We start from the raw sequence: 18,848 nt of genomic DNA, 5'->3' as shown, positions 1-18,848 counted from the left end.
TGGATGAAAACAACCCAGGGACCTCATCAGGGTTCGAGCATTGCTTTCGATCAGAGCCCCTGATGCCGGGGATCCGAAGGGCTTGGGCGGGCCGGCGCAGAACAGGTCTCTAGGCGAGCCGCCTCGGCCGCTCGTCGCCCCGCTCCAGACGGTCCAGGATCGGTTTGCCGCCGAGCAGGATGTCGTCGACGATAGCCATGGAGGCTGCGGCAGGATCGTGCCGCTTCAGCGCCTCGACGACGGGATAATGATGATCGATCATCGCCCGCCCGCCCGCAAGGTATGCCCCGGAAATATGCGGTCCCATCTGAAGCCAGAGCCGTCTCAGAATGCCGGTCAGCACCGGAAGCCCTGCGATCTTCGGCAGCGTGAAGTGGAAAGCCTGGTTCAGTTGCGTGCCCTTCAGCCGATCGCCGGCTTCGATCGCTTCCTCGTTTTCCCGGAGGATCTGCTCCAGCGCCTGGATCTCCGCGCCGGTCGCCACCTGAGCGGCGGTTTCGGCCGCCAACCCTTCGAGCCGGATGCGGATCGCCCGGATTTCCAGGTAGCGGCGCTCGCTGAGGCCCGCAATCCGGATGTCGCGCGGCGAACGGAAAGTGATGGCCTCGTCATTGGCAAGGCGGAGGATGGCGTCGCGGATCGGCGTGACGCTGGTGCCGAACTGCTCCGCCAGATCGCGGATCTTCAATCGGTCGCCCGGCTGGAACCGCCCCTGCATCAAGGCATCGCACAGCGCGCCATAAACGACGCTGTTCAGGTTCTCATGTTCCAGCGTCGTGAATTCAGGCATGGAACTGGTCCGTAAAATCGAGTAACAAGATACTTGATGCATCTTTCTTGACGCGTTTCAAGTGCCGCCGGCTGCAGATCGCCTTCGAGGGCGCTGTTATCCGGTCGTTGGGACGGTCCGAAGAAACGCGGGAGACCGCGCCAACGGAGCAAGCATGACGGAGCCGTCGCCCACAGCCGAGATCCCCGTTTCCATGTCGGCGACATGGAGCGCGACATCGCTCGACGAAGCGGAATCGGCGGTGGCCGACGTCTATGGCCTTGCGGGCGCCGTCAAACGGCTTTCCAGCGAACGCGACGAGACCTTCCTCTTCACCCGCACGGACGGGACGGACTTCATCCTCAAGATCGCCAATCCCGCCGAGGATCCGGCCGCATTGGATTTCCAGGACGGCGCGCTGCTGCATCTCCAGGCTGTAGCACCTTCCGTGCCCGTGCCGCGGCTTATGCGAACGCGACGCGGCGGGTGGAGCCACACGCTCGCCAGCGCCGACGGCCCACGCATCATGCGCCTGCTCACCTTCCTGCCCGGCGAATTGCAGTACCGTACCCCCGGTACCGCAGCGCAGAGCCGCAATGTCGGCCGTGCGCTGGCGGCGTTGGGGCTCGGCCTGGCGAACTACGAGTGCCGCCCGCCCGCCGGGAAGCTGATGTGGGACATCTCCCATATGCTCGATCTTGCCGCCGTCGTCGGCCATGTCGCGCCGGAGCGCCGGGCACAGGCGGAAGGCGTCCTCCAGGAATTCGAGCGGGCGCTGCCCGCCATCGCCGCGCTCGAGCGGCGGCAGATCATCCACAACGACTTCAACCCGCACAACATCCTGCTCGACCCGGCAGCCCCCACCACCGTCGTCGGCATCATCGACTTCGGCGACATGGTTCACGCAGCGCTGATCAACGACCTCGCCGTTGCCCTCTCCTATCACCTCGGGACCGACAACTGGGCGGCGCGCACCGGCGCCTTCCTCGAAGGCTTCCTTTCGGCGCGGGCACTGGAACCGGCCGAGATCGAACTTCTGCCGCTTCTCGCCCGCTGCCGGCTGGCGATGTCCATCATCATTGCCGAGTGGCGCTCGGCGGTCTTTCCGGAAAACCGGGACTACATCATGCGCAACCACGCCACAGCCTGGCGCGGCCTGCAAAATATATCCGATCTCACACCGGCCGGGCTGAGACGCCTCGTGCCCAACCTTTCCGAGGCCTGATCATGTCGATGGTGAATGCTTTTTCGCGCGAGGATTTCGAACGGCTCAGCGAGGCCGAACGGGCGCTGATCGCCCGCCGGGAAAAGGTGCTCGGCCCCGCCTACCGCCTGTTCTACGAGAAGCCGCTGCATCTCGTTCGCGGCGAAGGCGTCTTCCTCTACGACACTGCCGGCGAACGATACCTCGACGCCTACAACAATGTCGCCTCGCTCGGCCATTGCCATCCGCGCGTGGTGGAGGCGATCACCAGGCAGGCGGCCGTGCTGAACACCCACACGCGGTACCTCCACGAAGGCATCGTTGACTATGCCGAGGCGCTGACCGCCACCTTCCCCGACGCGCTCAGCCAGGCGATGTTCACCTGCACCGGCAGCGAGGCGAACGACCTTGCCGTGCGCATCGCCCGCTTCGTCACCGGCGGCACCGGCATCATCGCGACGGAGCTTGCCTATCACGGCCTGACGAGCGCGGTCGCCGAATTCTCGCCCTCGCTCGGGGAATCGGTGACGCTTGGCCCGCATGTGCGCACCGTGCCCGCGCCGGACAGCTATCGCCATTCGCCTGAAGAGATGATGGAGAAGTTCGGGCGCGACGTGCGGGCCGCGATCGCCGACCTGACGCGCCATGGCATCAAGCCGGCCATGCTGATCACCGATACGATCTTCTCCAGCGACGGCATCTTTGACGGGCCGAAAGGCTTTCTGAAGCCGGCGGTGGATGCAATCCACGAGGCCGGCGGCCTGTTCATTGCCGATGAAGTGCAGCCTGGTTTCGGCCGCACGGGCGAAGCGATGTGGGGTTTCGAGCGCCACGGAGTGGCGCCCGACATGGTGACGATCGGCAAGCCGATGGGCAACGGCTACCCGATGGCCGGCATCGTGCTGCGGCCGGAAGTCATTGCCGACTTCGGCCCGCGGGCGCGCTACTTCAACACCTTCGGCGGCAATCCGGTCGCTGCCGCGGCCGGCAAGGCGGTGCTCGATACGATCCAGGCCGAAGGACTGCAGGAGAACGCGCTCGAAGTCGGCCGCTACCTGATGGACAGGCTCAAAGGCCTCTCCGACCGCTACCCCGCCGTCGGCGACGTGCGCGGTTCGGGCCTCTTCATCGGCGTCGAGATCGTCGCCGACTTGGCGGCCAAGAGCCCCGATGCAGCCCTGACGACCCGGATCGTCAACGGTCTGCGCGAGCGCCGGGTGCTCATCAGCGCCTCCGGTCCCAGGGCAAATGTCCTCAAAATCCGCCCACCCCTCGTTTTCTCCCATGAGAATGCCGATATGCTGGTGGATGCGCTGGTCGACGTATTGAAGGCGCTCTGATCAAAACGCCGACTTAACTGATTAAGCGAAGCGGAACGATTTCCGCTTCGCCAATCCGATTTGCCTGAGGATTTACAAGGCTCTGTGCAATCAGGCCCCCGCATCCAAAACCACCATTCAGAACCGCCTCACAAAAGCTCCTCCGCCGGCGCACCCGAGGATACCGATTAGCATGTAGCTCAGCCTATCCGCGCCATGAGGCCGTTGGTTGTCGGATAAGCAAAAAGTTCTCCGACTTACCCGCGCATATAACTGCAGTATCGACGGCGCATGATGATTTTCACTCATTGGTAATTATAAAAGCACATGCGAATCTGCATAAATACTTAAGTAATTTCTTCCACCCACTCTGACCAACACAGGGTGGGGGATGATATGGTTGCCATAGGTTCGAAGGCCGCTTCCTTTTCTGGCGAAACGTTTACACGTCGTGTCGTGATGCCCATGGCAGGCATGGTCATCCTGGCCATCTTGCTTGTTCTTGGCTTCGCGATCGTCAGCGCAGACGGGCAGAACAGGCTCGAGGTGGAGTCGTCGACCGCTCTGGCCGAAACGGCTCTCGCCGTGAAGAAACGTGAAATCGCCCGAAATCTCGAGGACTATGCCGTCTGGGAAGACGTCTTCAAGAACCTGCACCAGAGCCTCGATTTCGCATGGGCATCGACCAACGGCAATGTGGGCGCCAATCTTTACGAGGGACTGGGCTATGACATGGCCTTCGTCGTAAGGCCGGATGGCCAGACGGTCTACTCGGTCCTCGAAGGTGTTCCACAGAGCGCGGACGCGTACTCGATCATTCCGGCCGGCCTCGCAAGTCTGGTCAAGGCGGGCTCGACGGGAGAGCCCGCAGTGGGCTTCCTTCGCTCCGATCAGGAAGTGCTGCTCGTTGCGGCTGCGGCAATCCTGCCACCAACAATCGATGCCTCGACGATAGCGCCCGGCGAGCGCTCGAGCCTGATCTTCGCTAAGGCTCTCGATAAGAGTTTCGTCCAGCGCATCAGCAGCGATTATCTGCTGGACCAGCTCACGGTCGTCGAAAATGAAGATCAGGCCGGCGGCGCCCTGCTGCCGCTGCTCGACCCCTCTGGAGAGGTCCTGTCCTACATTACGTGGACCCCGGCAACGCCCGGCTACGAGCTCCTGAAATGGCTCTTGCCTCCCTTGGCAAGCGCCATGGTGTTCCTCGGCATGTTTGCCTACCAGGTCATCCGCAAGGTCCGCCGGACCACGGAGGATCTGGAGGAGTCCGCTCGCACCGTGGAGATCTACGCCCAAACGCTGGAAGAGAGCGAGGCGCGGTTCCGCGACGTTGCCGAGGCTTCCTCCGACTGGATCTGGGAGTGTGACGGCGAGATGCGGCTGGTCTACCTCTCGACCCGCTTTTCGGAAGTGACCGGCATTGCTGCGGCCAATGTGCTCGGCAAAAAGCTCGAACAGTTCTTTATGAAGGACAACGACACGGAGGGCTGGGAGCGCCTTCACGAAAGCGCGCAGGATCATGTCGCCTTCCGCGATGTGCGTTGCAGCTACCACGATGCAGAGGGCCGCATTCGGATATGCCGGCTGGCAAGCCGGCCGATCGTGAGCAGCGAGGGAGAGTTCTCCGGTTTCAGGGGCACGGCGACCGACATCTCGGAGGAGGTGGAGGCCCATGCACGCGCCAATCATCTGGCCCTGCACGATGTGCTGACGGAGCTGCCGAACCGCCTCCTGTTCCGTGAGAGGCTGATCTATGCCATGAGCGACAATCGGCGCAAGCATGCTGATCTTGCCGTCCTCTGCCTTGATCTCGACCACTTCAAGGAGGTCAACGACACCCTCGGGCACGGCGCTGGCGACATTCTCCTGAGGCAGTTTGCGGCAAGGCTTCAGAGCTGCGTGCGTCCAGGCGACACTGTCGCCCGACTGGGAGGCGACGAGTTTGCGATCATACAGTCGAGCTCACACCAGCCGGCGGACGCAGGCGCCCTCGGCCGCCGGATCATCGACATCGTCAAGCAGCCCTTCCATGTTGAAGGACACGATCTCCATGTCGGTGTCAGCATCGGCGTTGCCTTCCCGGATCATGCCGACGACCCAGACAAGCTCCTGAAGAATGCGGACATTGCGCTTTACCGGGCCAAGCAGGCTGGACGTGGGGCGGTGCGCCATTTCGAGCCGCAGATGGATCTGGAGCTGCAGGAACGCAAGGCGCTGGAGTATGACCTTCGGCAGGCCCTGCTGAAGAACGAGCTGGAGCTTCATTACCAGCCGCTCATCGATCTTGAATCACAGAGCGTTACTGCAGTGGAGGCGCTTCTGCGGTGGCGCCACCCGAGCCGTGGGCTGGTCCCTCCGGGCGATTTCATTCCGCTCGCAGAAGAAACGGGCCTGATCATTGCGATTGGCGAGTGGGTGTTGCGGACGGCATGCCAGCAGGCCCTTGTCTGGCCAGGGCTGAGCGTCGCGGTGAACTTGTCGCCTGTCCAGTTTCGCCACCGTGAGTTGGCGGATACGGTCAGCCAGGTTCTTCAGGAAACGGGTCTGGAGCCCGGCCGTCTCGAGCTCGAGATCACCGAGAGCGTGCTGATCAACGACACCGAGGCCGCGCTTGAGATCCTCTCGGCGCTCAAGAGCATCGGCGTCCAGATCGCCATGGACGACTTTGGTACCGGCTATTCTTCGCTTGGCTACCTGAACTCCTTCCCCTTCGACAAGATCAAGATCGACAAGTCCTTCGTCACCACGCTCGAGGACAAGGCCAAGTCGCTGGCGATTGTCCGCTCCGTGATCGGCCTGAGCGAAAGCCTCAGCATGGCCACCACCGCGGAAGGCGTCGAAACGGCGGAACAGGCGATGCTTCTGCAAGGCGAAGGCTGCAAGCAGGTGCAGGGCTACTTCTTCGGACGCCCGGTGCCTGCGCTGGACATGACTGCGTTCCTCGGGAACTGGAAGGGGTTCACCCTTCCGACGTCTGCCGCCACCGACGCAGCATAACAAACGCGATATCAGGGAGAGGTTATAGTTATGAAAAGCGCTTTGGCCGCTGCGGGTCCTTTCACGCCCGCGCAACTCGTGGACCGCGTGAAGGACGCCCTTCCTTCCCTTGAAAGAGCCCGGCAGAAAGGTCGGGACCTGGAGAAGTTCCAGAGCGTGGACGCGGTCGTTCACGAACTCGAACCGACCGAACCGGTCTTCTGCATTCACCCGGCCGAACTCCGGGCAGCGGCCCGTCGCTTCAGAGGTTTTCCGGGGCGGGTGCTCTATGCCGTCAAGTGCAACCCTCATCCGGCCGTATTGGACACGCTGTTCGAGGAAGGCGTCACCGATTTCGACGTGGCCTCGGTGGACGAGATCAAGCTCATCCACGACCTGTTCGGCGGCAGGGCCGGACAGTACTTCAACAACCCCGCAAAGAGCCGGCCGGCGATCCGCACCGCCAGCAAGGATCATCAGATCCGCTTCTACACCGTGGATTGCGAGGGCGAGATCGACAAGATCCTGGACGAGGCCGAACGCGACAGCGACCTGATCATTGCCGTGCGGCTCGCAACCCAGTCCGGAGATGCGCGTTACACGCTGTCGACCAAGTTCGGGGCTGCGCCCGCCGATGCAGCCCGCATGCTGCAGACGATCAGCAAGGCCGGCGTCAAGGCCGGGATCTCCTTTCATGTCGGATCCCAGTGCCTGTCTCCTTCAGCCTTCGAGAAGGCGATCGACCTTGTTGGCGGCGTGGCTCGCAGAGCGCGGGTGCCGCTTCATGTTTTGAACGTCGGTGGCGGGTTCCCGGCGCCTTACCCCGGCGACAACCCCAAGACCATCGAGCACTATTTCTCCCGCATCGTGCTCGGGCGTCGCAAACTGGACCTGCCTACCGGATGCATCCTCCTTGGCGAGCCGGGGCGCAGCCTCGTGGCGACGGCTGGAACCGCCGTGCTGCAAGTCGTCGTCAGGAGAGGCGACGCCGTCTTCCTGAATGACGGAGTGTTCGGCACCTTGCAGGAACTCGGCCACCCCAAGGAGCGCCGTCCGACGCGGGTCATCCGAAAGGCCGGTTCGCCCTCCAGCCGATTGGCCCCGTTCCGGGTCTACGGGCCGACCTGCGACTCGAACGACGTGCTTGGAGCGCCCTTCCTGCTGCCGGAGGATGTTCGCGAGGGTGACTGGATCGAAGTCGGCATGATGGGGGCCTACAGCCTTTCCATGCGCACTCGCTTCAACGGCTTCCACACCGACCGGATCGTTGCCGTCACCGACTGAGTGCCGGGGCAGACATCAGAGGGCACCTGTCATGAGCAGCGCCATGGGATCGAAAAAACTTCTGGCGTCTCTGCTGGGAGCGATGGGCGTTGTCCTTTGGGCAACCGAAACGACCCTGATCACCTTCACCACCGCGCTGCCTCCGCTGCAAACGGTGGCGCTTGCCTTCATGTTCGCCGCGTGCCTGACACCCTTCGTGTGCTGGGCAACGCGGACGCATCCCCTGGCGGCATTCCGGCAGCCAGCGCTGGTCTGGGTGGTGACCGTCGCGGCGCTGGTCGGCTATCACGCCTGCATATACTACGCGACGCAGAAGGCGCCTCCGGCACCCGCTGCCCTTCTCCAGGGCACGACGCCCCTCATGATCGTGCTCGGATCGGCGTTGCTGCCGGGCGAGCGACTGCGCTGGTGGCATGTTGTCGGCGCCGTGATCGGGCTGTGCGGCGTCCTTCTTCTCGTCGAACAGGGCGGCGAGGCCGGCCAATCGGGAGGACACGCCGTGTTCTATCTCGGCCTGATCGGCGTGGCGGCAGCGCTCTGGGGGCTCTACTCCCTCGTATCGAGACGCTTTGCCGATGTCCCTTCGTCGGTGATGGGAACCTTCTACGGCGCCTCCGCCATCCTGGCGGGCCTCGCACACCTTTGGCTGGAAGAATGGACACAGCCATCCCTCCAGGAGTGGCTCGCTGTGGCCGCCCTGGGCATGCTTCCGATGGGACTGGCGATCTTCCTTTGGGATTACGGGGTCAAGAAGGGAGACATCCAGGCATTGGGAGCCTTCGCCTATGTCGAGCCGTTCATCGGCGCGCTGCTGGTCGCACTGCTTGCGGGAGCGGCGCTCGAGATGAACCTCCTATGGTCGGGTTGCCTGGTCGTCGCAGGCGCCGTGCTGGCGAGCCGGTCGCTTTGGAGGACACCGAAGAGACCGGCAGCGCCCGTCCTCCGGCCGACGATCCCGGAAGAGCTCGCTCATGCCCACAATTACCTCCTGTCGCGCATCCTTGACCTGCATCGTGCGGGAATGGTTTCGACCGGTTCACTCACCGAGCTGAACACGTTGCTGGGCGAGCTTGATCTGGTGATGAAACTTTGGGACGAATGGGAGGAGGTACGGCCGCAGCCCTCCGGCGAATATGCTTTGGCGCAGGCGCATTCGATTGCTGCTTGATGTGAAATGGCAGCGACGCCGCTCGCCGCCGCTGATCGCCCGCACCAGCGGCGCTTAGCCCAGCCTTTGCTCTCACCGTGCAGCCTCTTCGCCAGGGAGATGAAGACGCGCGACGGGCTTTACCTACGATTCCGCGACCATGTCAGCGAGACGCTTGCCCAGCGTGGAATCAGGATTGCCGAGGTCGAGCACGACACTCATGTGGTTGCGGCCAGGCACGTTCAGGATGCTCGCGGGTCGATTTCCGCTCCGCAGCATCGCCTGGAGGGTGGCGGCCTGATTGTGGAACGGCGCTGTTTCATCGGCCCCGAGCGCCATGACCCGCATCGGGCAATCGAGCTGGGTCGCCGTCACCGGCGACCAGGCCTCGGCCTCCGCCGGGGTCATCCTCGCCTCGTCGCGCAGGAAGCTGCCGGGTATTTCCGACAGGTCATAGATGCCGCTGAGCAGCAGAAGGCCCTTCAAGTCCGGCAGTGGCGGAGCCTCCCTTTCCAAAACACCCCTGGCGGCGAGGAAGGAGGCAAGATGGGCGCCGGCGGAATGCCCGCTGACGGTCAGTCGTGCGGGATCCGCCCCGAAATCCCGGGCATGCTGCTGGAGCCAGAGCACGGATCGCCGCACCTGACCGACCAGCACATCGAGCCGCTCACCTGGCATGTGGTCGTATTCCACGAGAGCAGCGACGCCGCCCACCGCCAGCACGGGAGCGGCGACGAAGCGGTAGTTCGCCTTTTCACCGGAGCGCCAGTATCCACCATGGACGAAGACATGCAGTGGTGCGCCGGCCTTCAGGCGTTCCGGCAGGATGACGTCCACCACTTCCCGGGGCCGCGAACCGTATCGCAGGTCGGACAACACATTGGCGCGGGCCGAAAACGCGCGGCTGCGCTCGGCGAACTCGGCGGCAATCGCGTCGAAATCGGGCACGAAATCGCGAATTCGGTAAAGGTCCGGTGACGTCATCCTTCCGTTCCCCCCGCGTCAGTATTCAACCGCGTAATACTTTGCCTCCATGAATTCCAAGATACCGTTTACGCCACCCTCGCGGCCGAGACCGCTCTGCTTGACGCCCCCGAACGGCGCGGCCGGATCAGACATGAGCCCGCGATTGATGCCGAGCATGCCGCTTTCGAGACGCTTGCCGACCTGGAGCGCGCGCTTCAGGTTGGCGGAATAGATATAGGCGGCCAAGCCATACTCCGTGTCGTTGGCAAGGCGAACCGCCTCGTCGTCGCTTTCGAACCTGTAGACCGGGGCGACCGGCCCGAAGATTTCCTCACGGGCGATCGCCGCATCGACCGGCACGTTCTCGAGTACGGTCGGCGGATAGAAGTAACCGTTTTCCGCAAGCGGCTTACCGCCGGTCGTAATGCGGGCACCGGCTGCCACCGCCTCGGAGACGAGCCGGTCGATCTTGCGCACGGCATTCGTCGTGATCATCGGGCCGCATTGGGTTTCAGGATCATAACCAGGGCCGATCTTCAGCGCCGCCATGCGGGCCGTCAGCCCTGCGACAAAGGCGTCGTGAATCCCGGACTGTACATAAAAGCGGTTGGCGGCGGTGCAGGCTTCCCCGGCATTGCGCATCTTGGCGACCATTGCACCGTCGAGCGCGGCCTCAAGATCCGCGTCGTCGAAGACGATGAAGGGTGCGTTGCCGCCCAGTTCCATCGAGCAACTGACAACAGACTTGGCAGCTTCTGCCAACAGGATGCGGCCAACGCCGGTGGAGCCGGTGAAGGATAGTTTGCGAACGCGCGGATCGGCAAGCATGGCATTCGTCACGCCGCTGGGATTGGTCGTGGTCAGCACGTTGACGACGCCGGGCGGAACGCCGGCCTCCTCCCCGAGGCGCGCCATGGCATAGGCGGTGAGCGGCGTCTCGGAAGCCGGTTTGAGGATGACGGTGCAGCCGGCGGCAAGGGCAGGCCCGATCTTGCGCGTCGCCATCGCGGCGGGGAAATTCCAGGGCGTGATCAGAACCGCGATGCCGATCGGCTCGTGATCGACGAGAATGTTGTGGGAGCCGGACGGCGTATGGCGATACTCGCCCGGTATGCGCACGGCTTCCTCCGCATACCAGCGGAAGAACTCGGCCGCATAGGCCACTTCACCGCGCGCGTCGGGCAACGCCTTGCCGTTTTCGAGCGCGATCAGCGTTGCCAGTTCCTCGGCATGCTGGGTCATCAACTGGAACCAGCGGCGCAGGATTTCCGCACGCTGGCGGGCGGGGGTGGCGCGCCAACCGGCGGCGGCTGCATCGGCGGCATCGATGGCGCGCCGCGCGTCGCTGATGGAAGCATCGGCCACCTCGGCGAGCAACTGTCCGGTCGAGGGATCGACAATCGGGATACCGTCCCCCTTGTGCCAGACGCCGCCGATATAGAGGCCGTCGGCATGGAGTGCGGGATCGGCATAGCCGGAAATCTTGCCTTGGAACGTCATAAAACTGTCCTTTCAGATCAAAGCAGGATGGCGCAGTCGCCATGGTGGGCGGCGGCGACGAGGTTGCGCATCTGCTGCGGGTTCAGCGGGCGGGGATTGTTCTGGATGAGGCGCGTGATGCCGGAGCTCTGCTCGGCCACCCAGTCGATGCGATCTTCGGGCAGGCCGAGATCGCGCAATGTCACCGGGATGCCGATGCGTGCGAAAAGCGCGGCGAGGGCGGGAACGACATCGGCCGGGCCGTTCAGTCCGGCGGCGGCGGCGATCTGGGCCAGCTCAGGTCCTATAGCCGGCTCGTTCCAGGTCATAACATACGGCATGAGGCAGGCGACGCCGAGGCCATGGGCGGTGTGGGTGAGGGCGCCGACGGGATATTGGATGGCGTGGGCGGCAGCCGTGCCAGCCACCCCGAAGGCGAGGCCGGCAAGCGTCGCGCCGAGCATGACCTTCTCGCGGGCGGCCCGATCCGCGCCGTCCGCGCACGCTGCCTCAAGCCCCTGCCAGAGAAGACCGATGGCGCTCAGCGCGAAATGATCGGAAAGCGCATTCTTGCCGACGAAGACGCGTTGCTGGGCGATCCCCGGCACAGGATCGCGTCGGATCGCGGTGAAGGCCTCGATGGCGTGGGTCAGCGCATCCGCGCCGGCAATCGCCGTCAGCCCGGCCGGGCAGGAGAGCGTGAGCTCGGGATCGCAGATCGACACGGTCGGAATGAGATAGGGGCTGGAAATGCCGACCTTCAGGCTGCGCTCGGTGTCCGACAGCACGGCGACGGGCGTCACCTCCGAACCCGTCCCGGCGGTGGTGGGGATTGCAATCAGCGGCAGAACCGGTCCCGGCACGGCATGCTCGCCATAGTAATCCTGCGGCCGCCCACCATGCGCAAGGAGAAGTGCTACACACTTCGCCATGTCCAGGCAGGAGCCGCCACCGATGCCGATCACGAGATCCGGTTGGAACCTCCTGGCATTTTCGGCGCTCGAAACCGCCGATCCGACCGGAACGTCCGGTTGGGTGGAGCTGTCCACCATCACAGCGAGGTCCGCTGCCTCCAGTTGCTCCAGCATAGCGCGAAAATCGGCGTCGACGGCAAGGCGCGCATCCGTGACGATCAGTGCGCGCCGGCCGAGCTTGGCCGCGACGGTTCCGAGCGCGTGGCGCTGACCGGCTCCGAAGAGCAGTTCGCGCGGCGCCCTTAAAATGCCGAATAGGCTCATTCCGTGTCTCCTCCAGTGGTTCAGGCTGCCTTAAAGGCCATAAGCTGTTCGAAAAGCGGTTGCGGCAGCGCGATTCCCTCCCGCAGCGCCGCAGTGCGACGGGCGTGGGCGCCATCGCCCGGAACGGCGACCGGACGGGCGGCGTCGAGCGGGCGGGACAGCCGCAGTCTGTCGAGATAGGGGATCAACGCGGGAATAGCGCCTGCTCCGGAAGCGGGGTCGATGAGAATGACAAGATCGCCCTTATGGGCCGGATAACAATCATCGAGCGTGCCCTGCACATCCGGTGAAACCGCGGAGCCGGCAAGGGCTGCGACAAGGAGCTCGATGGCCAGGCCGAGGCCATATCCCTTGGCATCGCCGAACGGTGCGATGGCGCCGCCCTGCGCTGCCACGGGGTCCTGCGTCGGGTGCCCCTCCGCGTCCACCGCCCAGCCGAGCGGGATTGGTACGCCGCCCAGAGCATGGTTCCTGATCTTGCCCATGGAGACGACGCTTGTCGCGAGATCCAGCACGAAGGGCCGGTCGCCGGCGGGTATGCCGATCGCGACCGGGTTCGTGCCGAGCATCGCTTCGGTGCCGCCGAACGGATGGACCAGCGCCTCGCTCGTCGACATGACGATCGCGATCAGGCCGTCGCGAGCGGCTTTCTCCGCATGATAGGCGAGCATGCCGATATGATTGGCGTTGCGGATGGCCGCGACAGTGATCCCCGTCTCGGGCAGGTTCTGCTTGAGATGGCGCATGGCGTTCATCATCACGACCGGTCCGAGCCCGCGCTCGCCATCCACCTCGAGAAACGCCTGCCGCGACCATGTGGCGACCCCCTGGGTGCGCCCATCGGCAAGCCCTTTCTCAAGGCGTGAAAGCAAGAGAGGCAGCCGCTGCATCCCGTGCGACGGCAATCCGCGCAACTCGGCCTCCACCAGGAGGTCAGCCTGAAGGGCGGCGGCCTCCTGCAGTGCCCCCGGCTTTGGAGCAGCGCGGTCGCAAGTTTGCAGAGTTGATCGGGCATGATCCTCATTCACAAATCCTATATCGGATCCTATACGATATTGTATTTGACATAGGATATCTTATTTGCAACAAAAGATTGCATGTCAATGACCAGTCGGAGAATGAATGTGGCAGAAGCAGCGGAGCGGGAAGCAAAAGCGTCAAGCCTTCGCCCGACGAGCGTGGTGGATGGCGTCTACGATGGCATCTACCATCGGCTGATGTCCCTCGATATCGCCCCCGGGGCCCGGATTCGCATCGATGTCCTGGCCCGGGAGCTCGGGGTTTCGCAGACGCCGATCCGCGAGGCGCTCAGCCGGCTCGAGCGCGAAGGCCTCGTTCGCAAGGAGCATCTCATAGGGTATAGCGCCGCCCCTCAGTGGACGCGCAAGCAGTTCGAGGATCTGTATGCCTTCCGCCTGCTCGTCGAACCTGAGGCTGCCAGGCTTGCCGTCATAAACATGACCCCGGAAGCGCTGGCGGAGTTGGAGACTTCAGCCGCCGACATGGGGCACGGCGATCCACCGGTCGACCGCAACACCCGCTATTCCCGCTTTGCCCGCGCCGACGCGCAGTTCCATGACGCCATTCTGAAGATCGCGGGAAACGAGATCATCCGCAGCACGCTGTCGAACCAGCATGTGCATCTGCATATCTTCCGCCTGATGTTCCATACACGCGTGACGCAGGAGGCCCTCGAGGAACACGAGAACCTGCTGGCGGCGTTCCGTTCCGGCGAGCCGCAGGCGGCGTATGACGCCATGCGCATCCACGTCGAACGCTCGCGCGATCGCCTTCTGTCGGCGTTCGAATGAACGCGGTCGTTTCCCCCCAGCCCGGCGCGCCGCCGGGAAGCGCCGCCGCCGTCGCGCTTGGTGCCGAAGGGCTCGGCAAGACGTATGGTCAGATCACTGTGCTGTCGGACGTCACGCTCGACATCCGGCCCGGCGAGGTCCATGCGATCATCGGCGAAAACGGCGCCGGCAAGTCGACGCTGATGAAGCTTCTGTCCGGCCATGTGGCGCCGAGCGCCGGCAGCCTCTCCATGGATGGCAAGCCGGTCGTGTTTCGCAACGCGGTGGAGGCGGAGAACGCCGGCATCGTGCTTGTCCATCAGGAAATCCTGCTGGCCGCCGACCTCACGGTCGCCGAAAACCTGTTCCTCGGCCGCGAGATCGGACGCGGACTTATGGTCGATGATCGATCGATGAACCGCCGCACCGCCGAGTTGCTGGCGAGGGTGGGGTCGACGGCACGTCCGCGGGATCGCGTCTGCGACCTGCCACTTGCACAGCGCCAGCTCGTTCAGATAGCCCGCGCACTGCTGGATGATCGGAAGGTCGTCATCCTCGACGAGCCGACGGCCGTCTTGGCGAACGATGAAGTGGCGGCACTGCTCGACATCGTGCGCAGCCTGCGCGAACGTGGCGTTGCCGTTCTCTATATCTCGCACCGGCTCGACGAGGTGCAGGCACTTGCCGACCGCATCACGGTGCTGCGCGACGGCCGCATGATCGGAACGTGGCCGGCCGCCGGCGTGAGCCAGCGCGAAATGGCCGAGCTGATGGTCGGACGCGAGCTGGACATGCTCTATCCGCACAAGCGGCCGGAAGCCACGGCGGCACCGATCCTGACCGTCACGAACCTCTCCGTCGATCATGGTAGCGAGAAGTTGTCCTTCGATGTCCGCCCCGGCGAGGTGCTCGGCATCGGCGGCATGATCGGCGCGGGACGCACTGAACTGATCGAGGGCTTGTTGGGGCTTCGCCCCTCGGAGGCGACAAGCGTCACCCTTAACGGTAGAGAGATTGCCATCCGCTCAGTGCGCACGCTCATGGATGCCGGGCTCGTCTACCTGACCGAGGACCGCAAGGGAAAAGGCCTTCTTCTTGAGGAGAAGCTCGGCCCCAACCTCACGCTCCAGGCGCTCGATGCCGTCAATCCCGGCTCCGTGCTCGACAAGCGGGCGGAGCTCGTGCGGCTGCAGACGGCGGTGGCGGACTACGATATCCGCGTCCGCTCGCTGCGGCTGGAAGCCGGCAAGCTCTCGGGCGGCAACCAGCAAAAGCTGCTGCTGGCGAAGGTCATGATGGCCGACCCGTCGGTGGTCATTATCGACGAACCGACGCGCGGCATCGACATCGGCAACAAGAGCCAGATCTACGATTTCATCGACGCGATGGTGCGCGCCGGCAAGGCCTGCATCGTCATCTCGTCGGAGATGCCCGAACTCGTCGGCCTCGCCGACCGGGTGCTGGTGATGCGGGCCGGCCGGATCGTCGCCGAGCTTCGCGGCAATGACATCAATGAGGAGAACGTCGTCTACGCGGCTACCACGGGTGGCAGCGGCGACGGCCGGGAGGATGAACATGACCACCGCCGCAACCATAACAATCCCGCCGGCTGACGACGCCGTCCGCATCCGCTGGGCCGACCTGGCGCCCTTTATCGCGCTCGCGCTGATCGTGCTGTTCGGCGCGCTGGTGAACTCCAATTTCGTCTCATCGGCCAACCTGATCAACGTGATCACGCGGAGTGCCTTCATCGCGATCATCGCCGTCGGCGCGACCTTCGTCATCTCATCGGGGGGCCTCGACCTGTCGGTCGGCTCGATGATGGCCTTCGTCACCGGCATCATGATCATGGTGATGAACCATCTGGCGCCAAACTTCGGCGCATGGGCCATTCCGATGGGCGCGTGCGTCGCGCTCGTCGTCGGCGCGCTCTGTGGCCTCTTCAACGGGCTGATCGTGACGCTTGGCCGCATAGAGCCGTTCATCGTCACACTTGGCACGATGGGGATCTTCCGCGCGTTCATCACCTTCATGACGGATGGCGGCTCGCTGCCGATCGACCGCAGCCTGCGCGAGGCATACCGGCCGGTTTATTTCGGCAGCCTGTTCGGCATTCCCTATCCGGTGCTGATCACTTTGCTAGTCGTCCTGTTCGCCGCCTTCCTGCTCTACAAGACGAAATTCGGCCGGCGCCTGACATCGGCCGGGTCGAATGTCGAGGTCGCGCGCTTTTCGGGCGTCAACGTCGCGGCCGTCCGCACCATGGCCTACGTCATCCAGGGCGTCTGCGTCGCCGTCGCCGCCATCTGCTACGTTCCGCGGCTTGGTGCGGCGACCCCGACGACCGGACAGCTTTGGGAATTGCAGGTCATCACCGCCGTGGTGATCGGCGGCACCCTCCTGCGCGGCGGACGCGGGCGCATCGGCGGCACGGTCGCCGGCGCACTCATCCTCGAGGTCATCGCCAACGTCATGGTCCTGTCGGACATGGTCTCCGAATACCTCGTCGCCGCGGTGCAGGGCGCCATCATCATCATCGCCATGCTGGCGCATCGCTTTACCGCCAACCGCTGAAAACAGCACTGACTTCAAAGGAGGAGAAAATGAAGTCTATCACACAGAAAGCCGGTCTGTTGTTATCGACCGCCACACTTGTCCTTGCACTGCCGTTCGGCAGCGCACTGGCCGAAGACAAGAAGGTGACGATCGCCGTCTCGATCCCGGCCGCGACGCACGGATGGACGGGAGGGGTCGTCTATCATGCCGAGCAGGCCGAGAAGGAAATCGAGGCCGCATTCCCCAACATCGACGTCGTGTTGTCCACGGCCTCCTCGGCACCGGCTCAGGTCTCTGCGCTCGAGGACCTCTCGGCAAGCCGCAAGCTCGATGCGCTTGTCATTCTGCCCTTCACGTCCGAGGAACTGAGCGGTCCGGTCGAACAGATCAAGCAAAACGGTACATTCATCTCCGTCGTCGACCGGGGTCTGACCGATCCCAACGTCCAGGATCTGTATGTGGCAGGCGACAATATCGCGGTCGGCGCCAATACGGCGCACTGGCTCGTCGACAAGCTTGGTGGCGAAGGTCAGATCGTCGTCCTGCGCGGCATTCCCACGGTGATCGACGACGAGCGCATCAAGGGCTTCTCCGACGTCATAGCCGGGTCCAACATCAAGATCCTCGACATCCAGTACGCCAACTGGAACCAGGACGAAGCCTTCAAGCTGATGCAGGACTATCTGGCGAAGTATCCGAAGATCGACGCCGTCTGGGCCAATGACGACGACATGCTGCTGGGCGTGCTGGAGGCCGTCGACAATGCCGGCCGCAAGGACATCAAGTATGCCCTCGGCGGCAATGGCATGAAGCAGGTCATCGAGATGGTGAAGGAGAAGAACGAGCGGACGCCGATCTCCACGCCCTATCCACCGTCGATGATCAAGTCGGCGATCTACATGACGGCAGCCCAGTTCAACGGCCAGGCGCCGGTCCGTGGCTCGTTCCTGCTCGGCGCGCCGCTGATCACGCCTGACAACGCCGATCAGTTCTACTTCCCCGATTCCCCATTCTGATCCGCCATGGTGTCCGGTTCCGGCCGGACACCACCAGACATCCATGACCAGAGGAGACAAGACATGAGCGGCAAGAAGATCCTCATGCTGACCGGCGAATTCACCGAGGAATACGAAATCTACGTCTTCCAGCAGGGGATGGAGGCCGTCGGCCATACGGTGCATGTCGTTTGCCCGGACAAGAAGGCCGGCGACCGCATCAAGACCTCGCTGCACGATTTCGAAGGCGACCAGACCTATACCGAAAAGCTCGGCCACTATGCAGACATCAACAAGACGTTTTCCGAGGTCCGCGTCGAGGAGTATGACGCGGTCTATGCCGCCGGCGGTCGTGGGCCCGAGTATATCCGTACAGACAAGCGTGTGCAGGACATGGTCAGGCATTTCCACGAGACCGGAAAGCCGATTTTCACGATCTGCCACGGCGTGCAGATTCTGATGGCGGTGCCGGGCGTGCTGAAGGGAAAGAAGGTCGCCGGGCTCGGTGCCTGCGAACCGGAGGTGACGGCGGTCGGCGGCATATACATCGATGTCAAGCCGACCGAGGCCTATGTCGACGGCAACATGGTTTCGGCCAAGGGATGGACGGGCCTCGCCGCTTTCATGCGCGAATGCCTGAACGTCCTTGGCACCAAGATTACGCATGGTTAAGTCTGGTCGCGGGCCTTGCGCGGCGGCCCGGCGCTAGTCGACGATATCACTTCGCTCGTCGGTCGAGTTTGGCCGGCGGGCGGAGCCAAGCCGCGATGCAAGGGCACGGGTCGGATCAAGGCTGATCCGGCGTCGAGGCCGCACAGAATCCGACCGCCCCCGGTTCGGTGATCAACTGCGCCGAGCAGGCCGGCGCCGCTTGAAATGCTCATCGGCCGGCACAGGCCCCGCGCAGGTTGCAGTCGCGATCTGGACGGCGATCGCTGCTCCTGAGGGGCAGGGTGGTGAAGCAATCGATCAAGTTGCCGCTCCTTGTGCGCCGTCGGGTCGCCCCACTTGCAGACGACTTCGATGATGTTCCATTTCTTGCCGGTGGCATCGAGCGTCTCGCATTTGGCGACATTCTGAGCAGAGGACGCGATCTACGGCATCGGCAACAGCGAACGGGCCGCC

Annotated in this window: 14 protein-coding genes and 2 pseudogenes; 11 read left to right on the top strand and 5 right to left on the bottom strand. The window is 63.8% G+C overall.

Annotated elements, in window-relative coordinates:
- Positions 1-109: 109 nt before the first annotated feature.
- Positions 110-790, bottom strand: coding sequence for a GntR family transcriptional regulator (locus C7449_RS19345; protein ID WP_108004554.1), 681 nt, complete (start codon positions 788-790; stop codon positions 110-112).
- Between the two features lie 154 nt (positions 791-944).
- Here C7449_RS19345 and C7449_RS19340 point away from each other — a divergent pair, with 154 nt between their 5' ends.
- The 5 genes from C7449_RS19340 to C7449_RS19320 all read left to right on the top strand — a co-directional run bounded on the left by C7449_RS19340 (position 945) and on the right by C7449_RS19320 (position 8,720).
- Positions 945-1,994 carry a phosphotransferase gene (locus C7449_RS19340; RefSeq protein WP_170115952.1) on the top strand — a complete coding sequence of 350 codons (1,050 nt, stop codon included), beginning with the start codon at positions 945-947 and terminating at the stop codon, positions 1,992-1,994.
- A gap of 2 nt (positions 1,995-1,996) precedes the next feature.
- Positions 1,997-3,313 (top strand): aspartate aminotransferase family protein, encoded by a 1,317-nt coding sequence (locus C7449_RS19335; protein ID WP_108004552.1) that lies wholly within the window; start codon positions 1,997-1,999, stop codon positions 3,311-3,313.
- A gap of 444 nt (positions 3,314-3,757) precedes the next feature.
- Positions 3,758-6,289 (top strand): bifunctional diguanylate cyclase/phosphodiesterase, encoded by a 2,532-nt coding sequence (locus C7449_RS19330; protein ID WP_245414455.1) that lies wholly within the window; start codon positions 3,758-3,760, stop codon positions 6,287-6,289.
- Positions 6,290-6,445: 156 nt separating this feature from the next.
- On the top strand, positions 6,446-7,552 hold the full coding sequence (locus C7449_RS19325) for a type III PLP-dependent enzyme (RefSeq protein ID WP_245414454.1): 1,107 nt from the start codon (positions 6,446-6,448) through the stop codon (positions 7,550-7,552).
- A gap of 43 nt (positions 7,553-7,595) precedes the next feature.
- Positions 7,596-8,720 (top strand): DMT family transporter, encoded by a 1,125-nt coding sequence (locus tag C7449_RS19320; RefSeq protein WP_108004549.1) that lies wholly within the window; start codon positions 7,596-7,598, stop codon positions 8,718-8,720.
- A 123-nt stretch (positions 8,721-8,843) separates the two neighbouring features.
- Here C7449_RS19320 and C7449_RS19315 read toward each other — a convergent pair whose 3' ends face one another.
- The 4 genes and pseudogenes from C7449_RS19315 to C7449_RS19300 all read right to left on the bottom strand — a co-directional run bounded on the left by C7449_RS19315 (position 8,844) and on the right by C7449_RS19300 (position 13,406).
- The gene (locus C7449_RS19315; RefSeq protein ID WP_108004548.1) at positions 8,844-9,683 is read right to left on the bottom strand and encodes an alpha/beta hydrolase; all 840 of its coding nucleotides are present in this window, start codon (positions 9,681-9,683) and stop codon (positions 8,844-8,846) included.
- Positions 9,684-9,701: 18 nt separating this feature from the next.
- Positions 9,702-11,165, bottom strand: a complete 1,464-nt coding sequence (locus tag C7449_RS19310) for an NAD-dependent succinate-semialdehyde dehydrogenase (RefSeq protein WP_108004547.1) — start codon at positions 11,163-11,165, stop codon at positions 9,702-9,704.
- Between the two features lie 17 nt (positions 11,166-11,182).
- A complete protein-coding gene (locus C7449_RS19305; RefSeq protein ID WP_108004546.1) occupies positions 11,183-12,382 on the bottom strand; it encodes an iron-containing alcohol dehydrogenase in 1,200 nt (399 codons plus the stop codon).
- Between the two features lie 20 nt (positions 12,383-12,402).
- Positions 12,403-13,406, bottom strand: a pseudogene (locus C7449_RS19300) (Ldh family oxidoreductase).
- A gap of 94 nt (positions 13,407-13,500) precedes the next feature.
- Here C7449_RS19300 and C7449_RS19295 point away from each other — a divergent pair.
- The 6 genes and pseudogenes from C7449_RS19295 to C7449_RS22205 form a co-directional block, all read left to right on the top strand.
- On the top strand, positions 13,501-14,193 hold the full coding sequence (locus C7449_RS19295) for a GntR family transcriptional regulator (RefSeq protein ID WP_108004544.1): 693 nt from the start codon (positions 13,501-13,503) through the stop codon (positions 14,191-14,193).
- Positions 14,190-15,785 carry a sugar ABC transporter ATP-binding protein gene (locus tag C7449_RS19290; RefSeq protein ID WP_108004543.1) on the top strand — a complete coding sequence of 532 codons (1,596 nt, stop codon included), beginning with the start codon at positions 14,190-14,192 and terminating at the stop codon, positions 15,783-15,785. The genes C7449_RS19295 and C7449_RS19290 overlap by 4 nt, the downstream gene beginning before the upstream one ends.
- Complete coding sequence (locus tag C7449_RS19285; protein ID WP_374828308.1) at positions 15,742-16,746, top strand: ABC transporter permease; 1,005 nt, start codon at positions 15,742-15,744, stop codon at positions 16,744-16,746. Before C7449_RS19290 ends, C7449_RS19285 begins: the two co-directional genes overlap by 44 nt.
- 29 nt (positions 16,747-16,775) lie before the next feature.
- Positions 16,776-17,744 (top strand): substrate-binding domain-containing protein, encoded by a 969-nt coding sequence (locus C7449_RS19280; RefSeq protein ID WP_108004541.1) that lies wholly within the window; start codon positions 16,776-16,778, stop codon positions 17,742-17,744.
- 63 nt (positions 17,745-17,807) lie between these two features.
- The gene (locus C7449_RS19275; RefSeq protein ID WP_108004540.1) at positions 17,808-18,395 is read left to right on the top strand and encodes a DJ-1/PfpI family protein; all 588 of its coding nucleotides are present in this window, start codon (positions 17,808-17,810) and stop codon (positions 18,393-18,395) included.
- A gap of 199 nt (positions 18,396-18,594) precedes the next feature.
- A pseudogene (locus C7449_RS22205) lies at positions 18,595-18,712 on the top strand (ribose ABC transporter substrate-binding protein); the annotation flags it as partial.
- Between the last annotated feature and the right edge of the window lie 136 nt (positions 18,713-18,848).

It is taken from the genome of Mycoplana dimorpha (assembly GCF_003046475.1).
GTDB lineage: Bacteria > Pseudomonadota > Alphaproteobacteria > Rhizobiales > Rhizobiaceae > Mycoplana > Mycoplana dimorpha.
This window is presented reverse-complemented; position numbering and strand designations above follow the sequence as displayed.

What these genes read in the sequence shown, in the direction of transcription:
- C7449_RS19320 (WP_108004549.1), top strand. Translation starts at nt 7,596, where the DNA reads ATGGGATCGAAAAAACTTCTGGCGTCTCTGCTGGGAGCGATGGGCGTT.
- C7449_RS19310 (WP_108004547.1), bottom strand. Translation starts at nt 11,165, where the DNA reads ATGACGTTCCAAGGCAAGATTTCCGGCTATGCCGATCCCGCACTCCAT.
- C7449_RS19315 (WP_108004548.1), bottom strand. Translation starts at nt 9,683, where the DNA reads ATGACGTCACCGGACCTTTACCGAATTCGCGATTTCGTGCCCGATTTC.
- C7449_RS19290 (WP_108004543.1), top strand. Translation starts at nt 14,190, where the DNA reads ATGAACGCGGTCGTTTCCCCCCAGCCCGGCGCGCCGCCGGGAAGCGCC.
- C7449_RS19330 (WP_245414455.1), top strand. Translation starts at nt 3,758, where the DNA reads ATGGCAGGCATGGTCATCCTGGCCATCTTGCTTGTTCTTGGCTTCGCG.
- C7449_RS19335 (WP_108004552.1), top strand. Translation starts at nt 1,997, where the DNA reads ATGTCGATGGTGAATGCTTTTTCGCGCGAGGATTTCGAACGGCTCAGC.
- C7449_RS19275 (WP_108004540.1), top strand. Translation starts at nt 17,808, where the DNA reads ATGAGCGGCAAGAAGATCCTCATGCTGACCGGCGAATTCACCGAGGAA.
- C7449_RS19295 (WP_108004544.1), top strand. Translation starts at nt 13,501, where the DNA reads ATGAATGTGGCAGAAGCAGCGGAGCGGGAAGCAAAAGCGTCAAGCCTT.
- C7449_RS19345 (WP_108004554.1), bottom strand. Translation starts at nt 790, where the DNA reads ATGCCTGAATTCACGACGCTGGAACATGAGAACCTGAACAGCGTCGTT.
- C7449_RS19340 (WP_170115952.1), top strand. Translation starts at nt 945, where the DNA reads ATGACGGAGCCGTCGCCCACAGCCGAGATCCCCGTTTCCATGTCGGCG.
- C7449_RS19305 (WP_108004546.1), bottom strand. Translation starts at nt 12,382, where the DNA reads ATGAGCCTATTCGGCATTTTAAGGGCGCCGCGCGAACTGCTCTTCGGA.
- C7449_RS19280 (WP_108004541.1), top strand. Translation starts at nt 16,776, where the DNA reads ATGAAGTCTATCACACAGAAAGCCGGTCTGTTGTTATCGACCGCCACA.
- C7449_RS19285 (WP_374828308.1), top strand. Translation starts at nt 15,742, where the DNA reads ATGAACATGACCACCGCCGCAACCATAACAATCCCGCCGGCTGACGAC.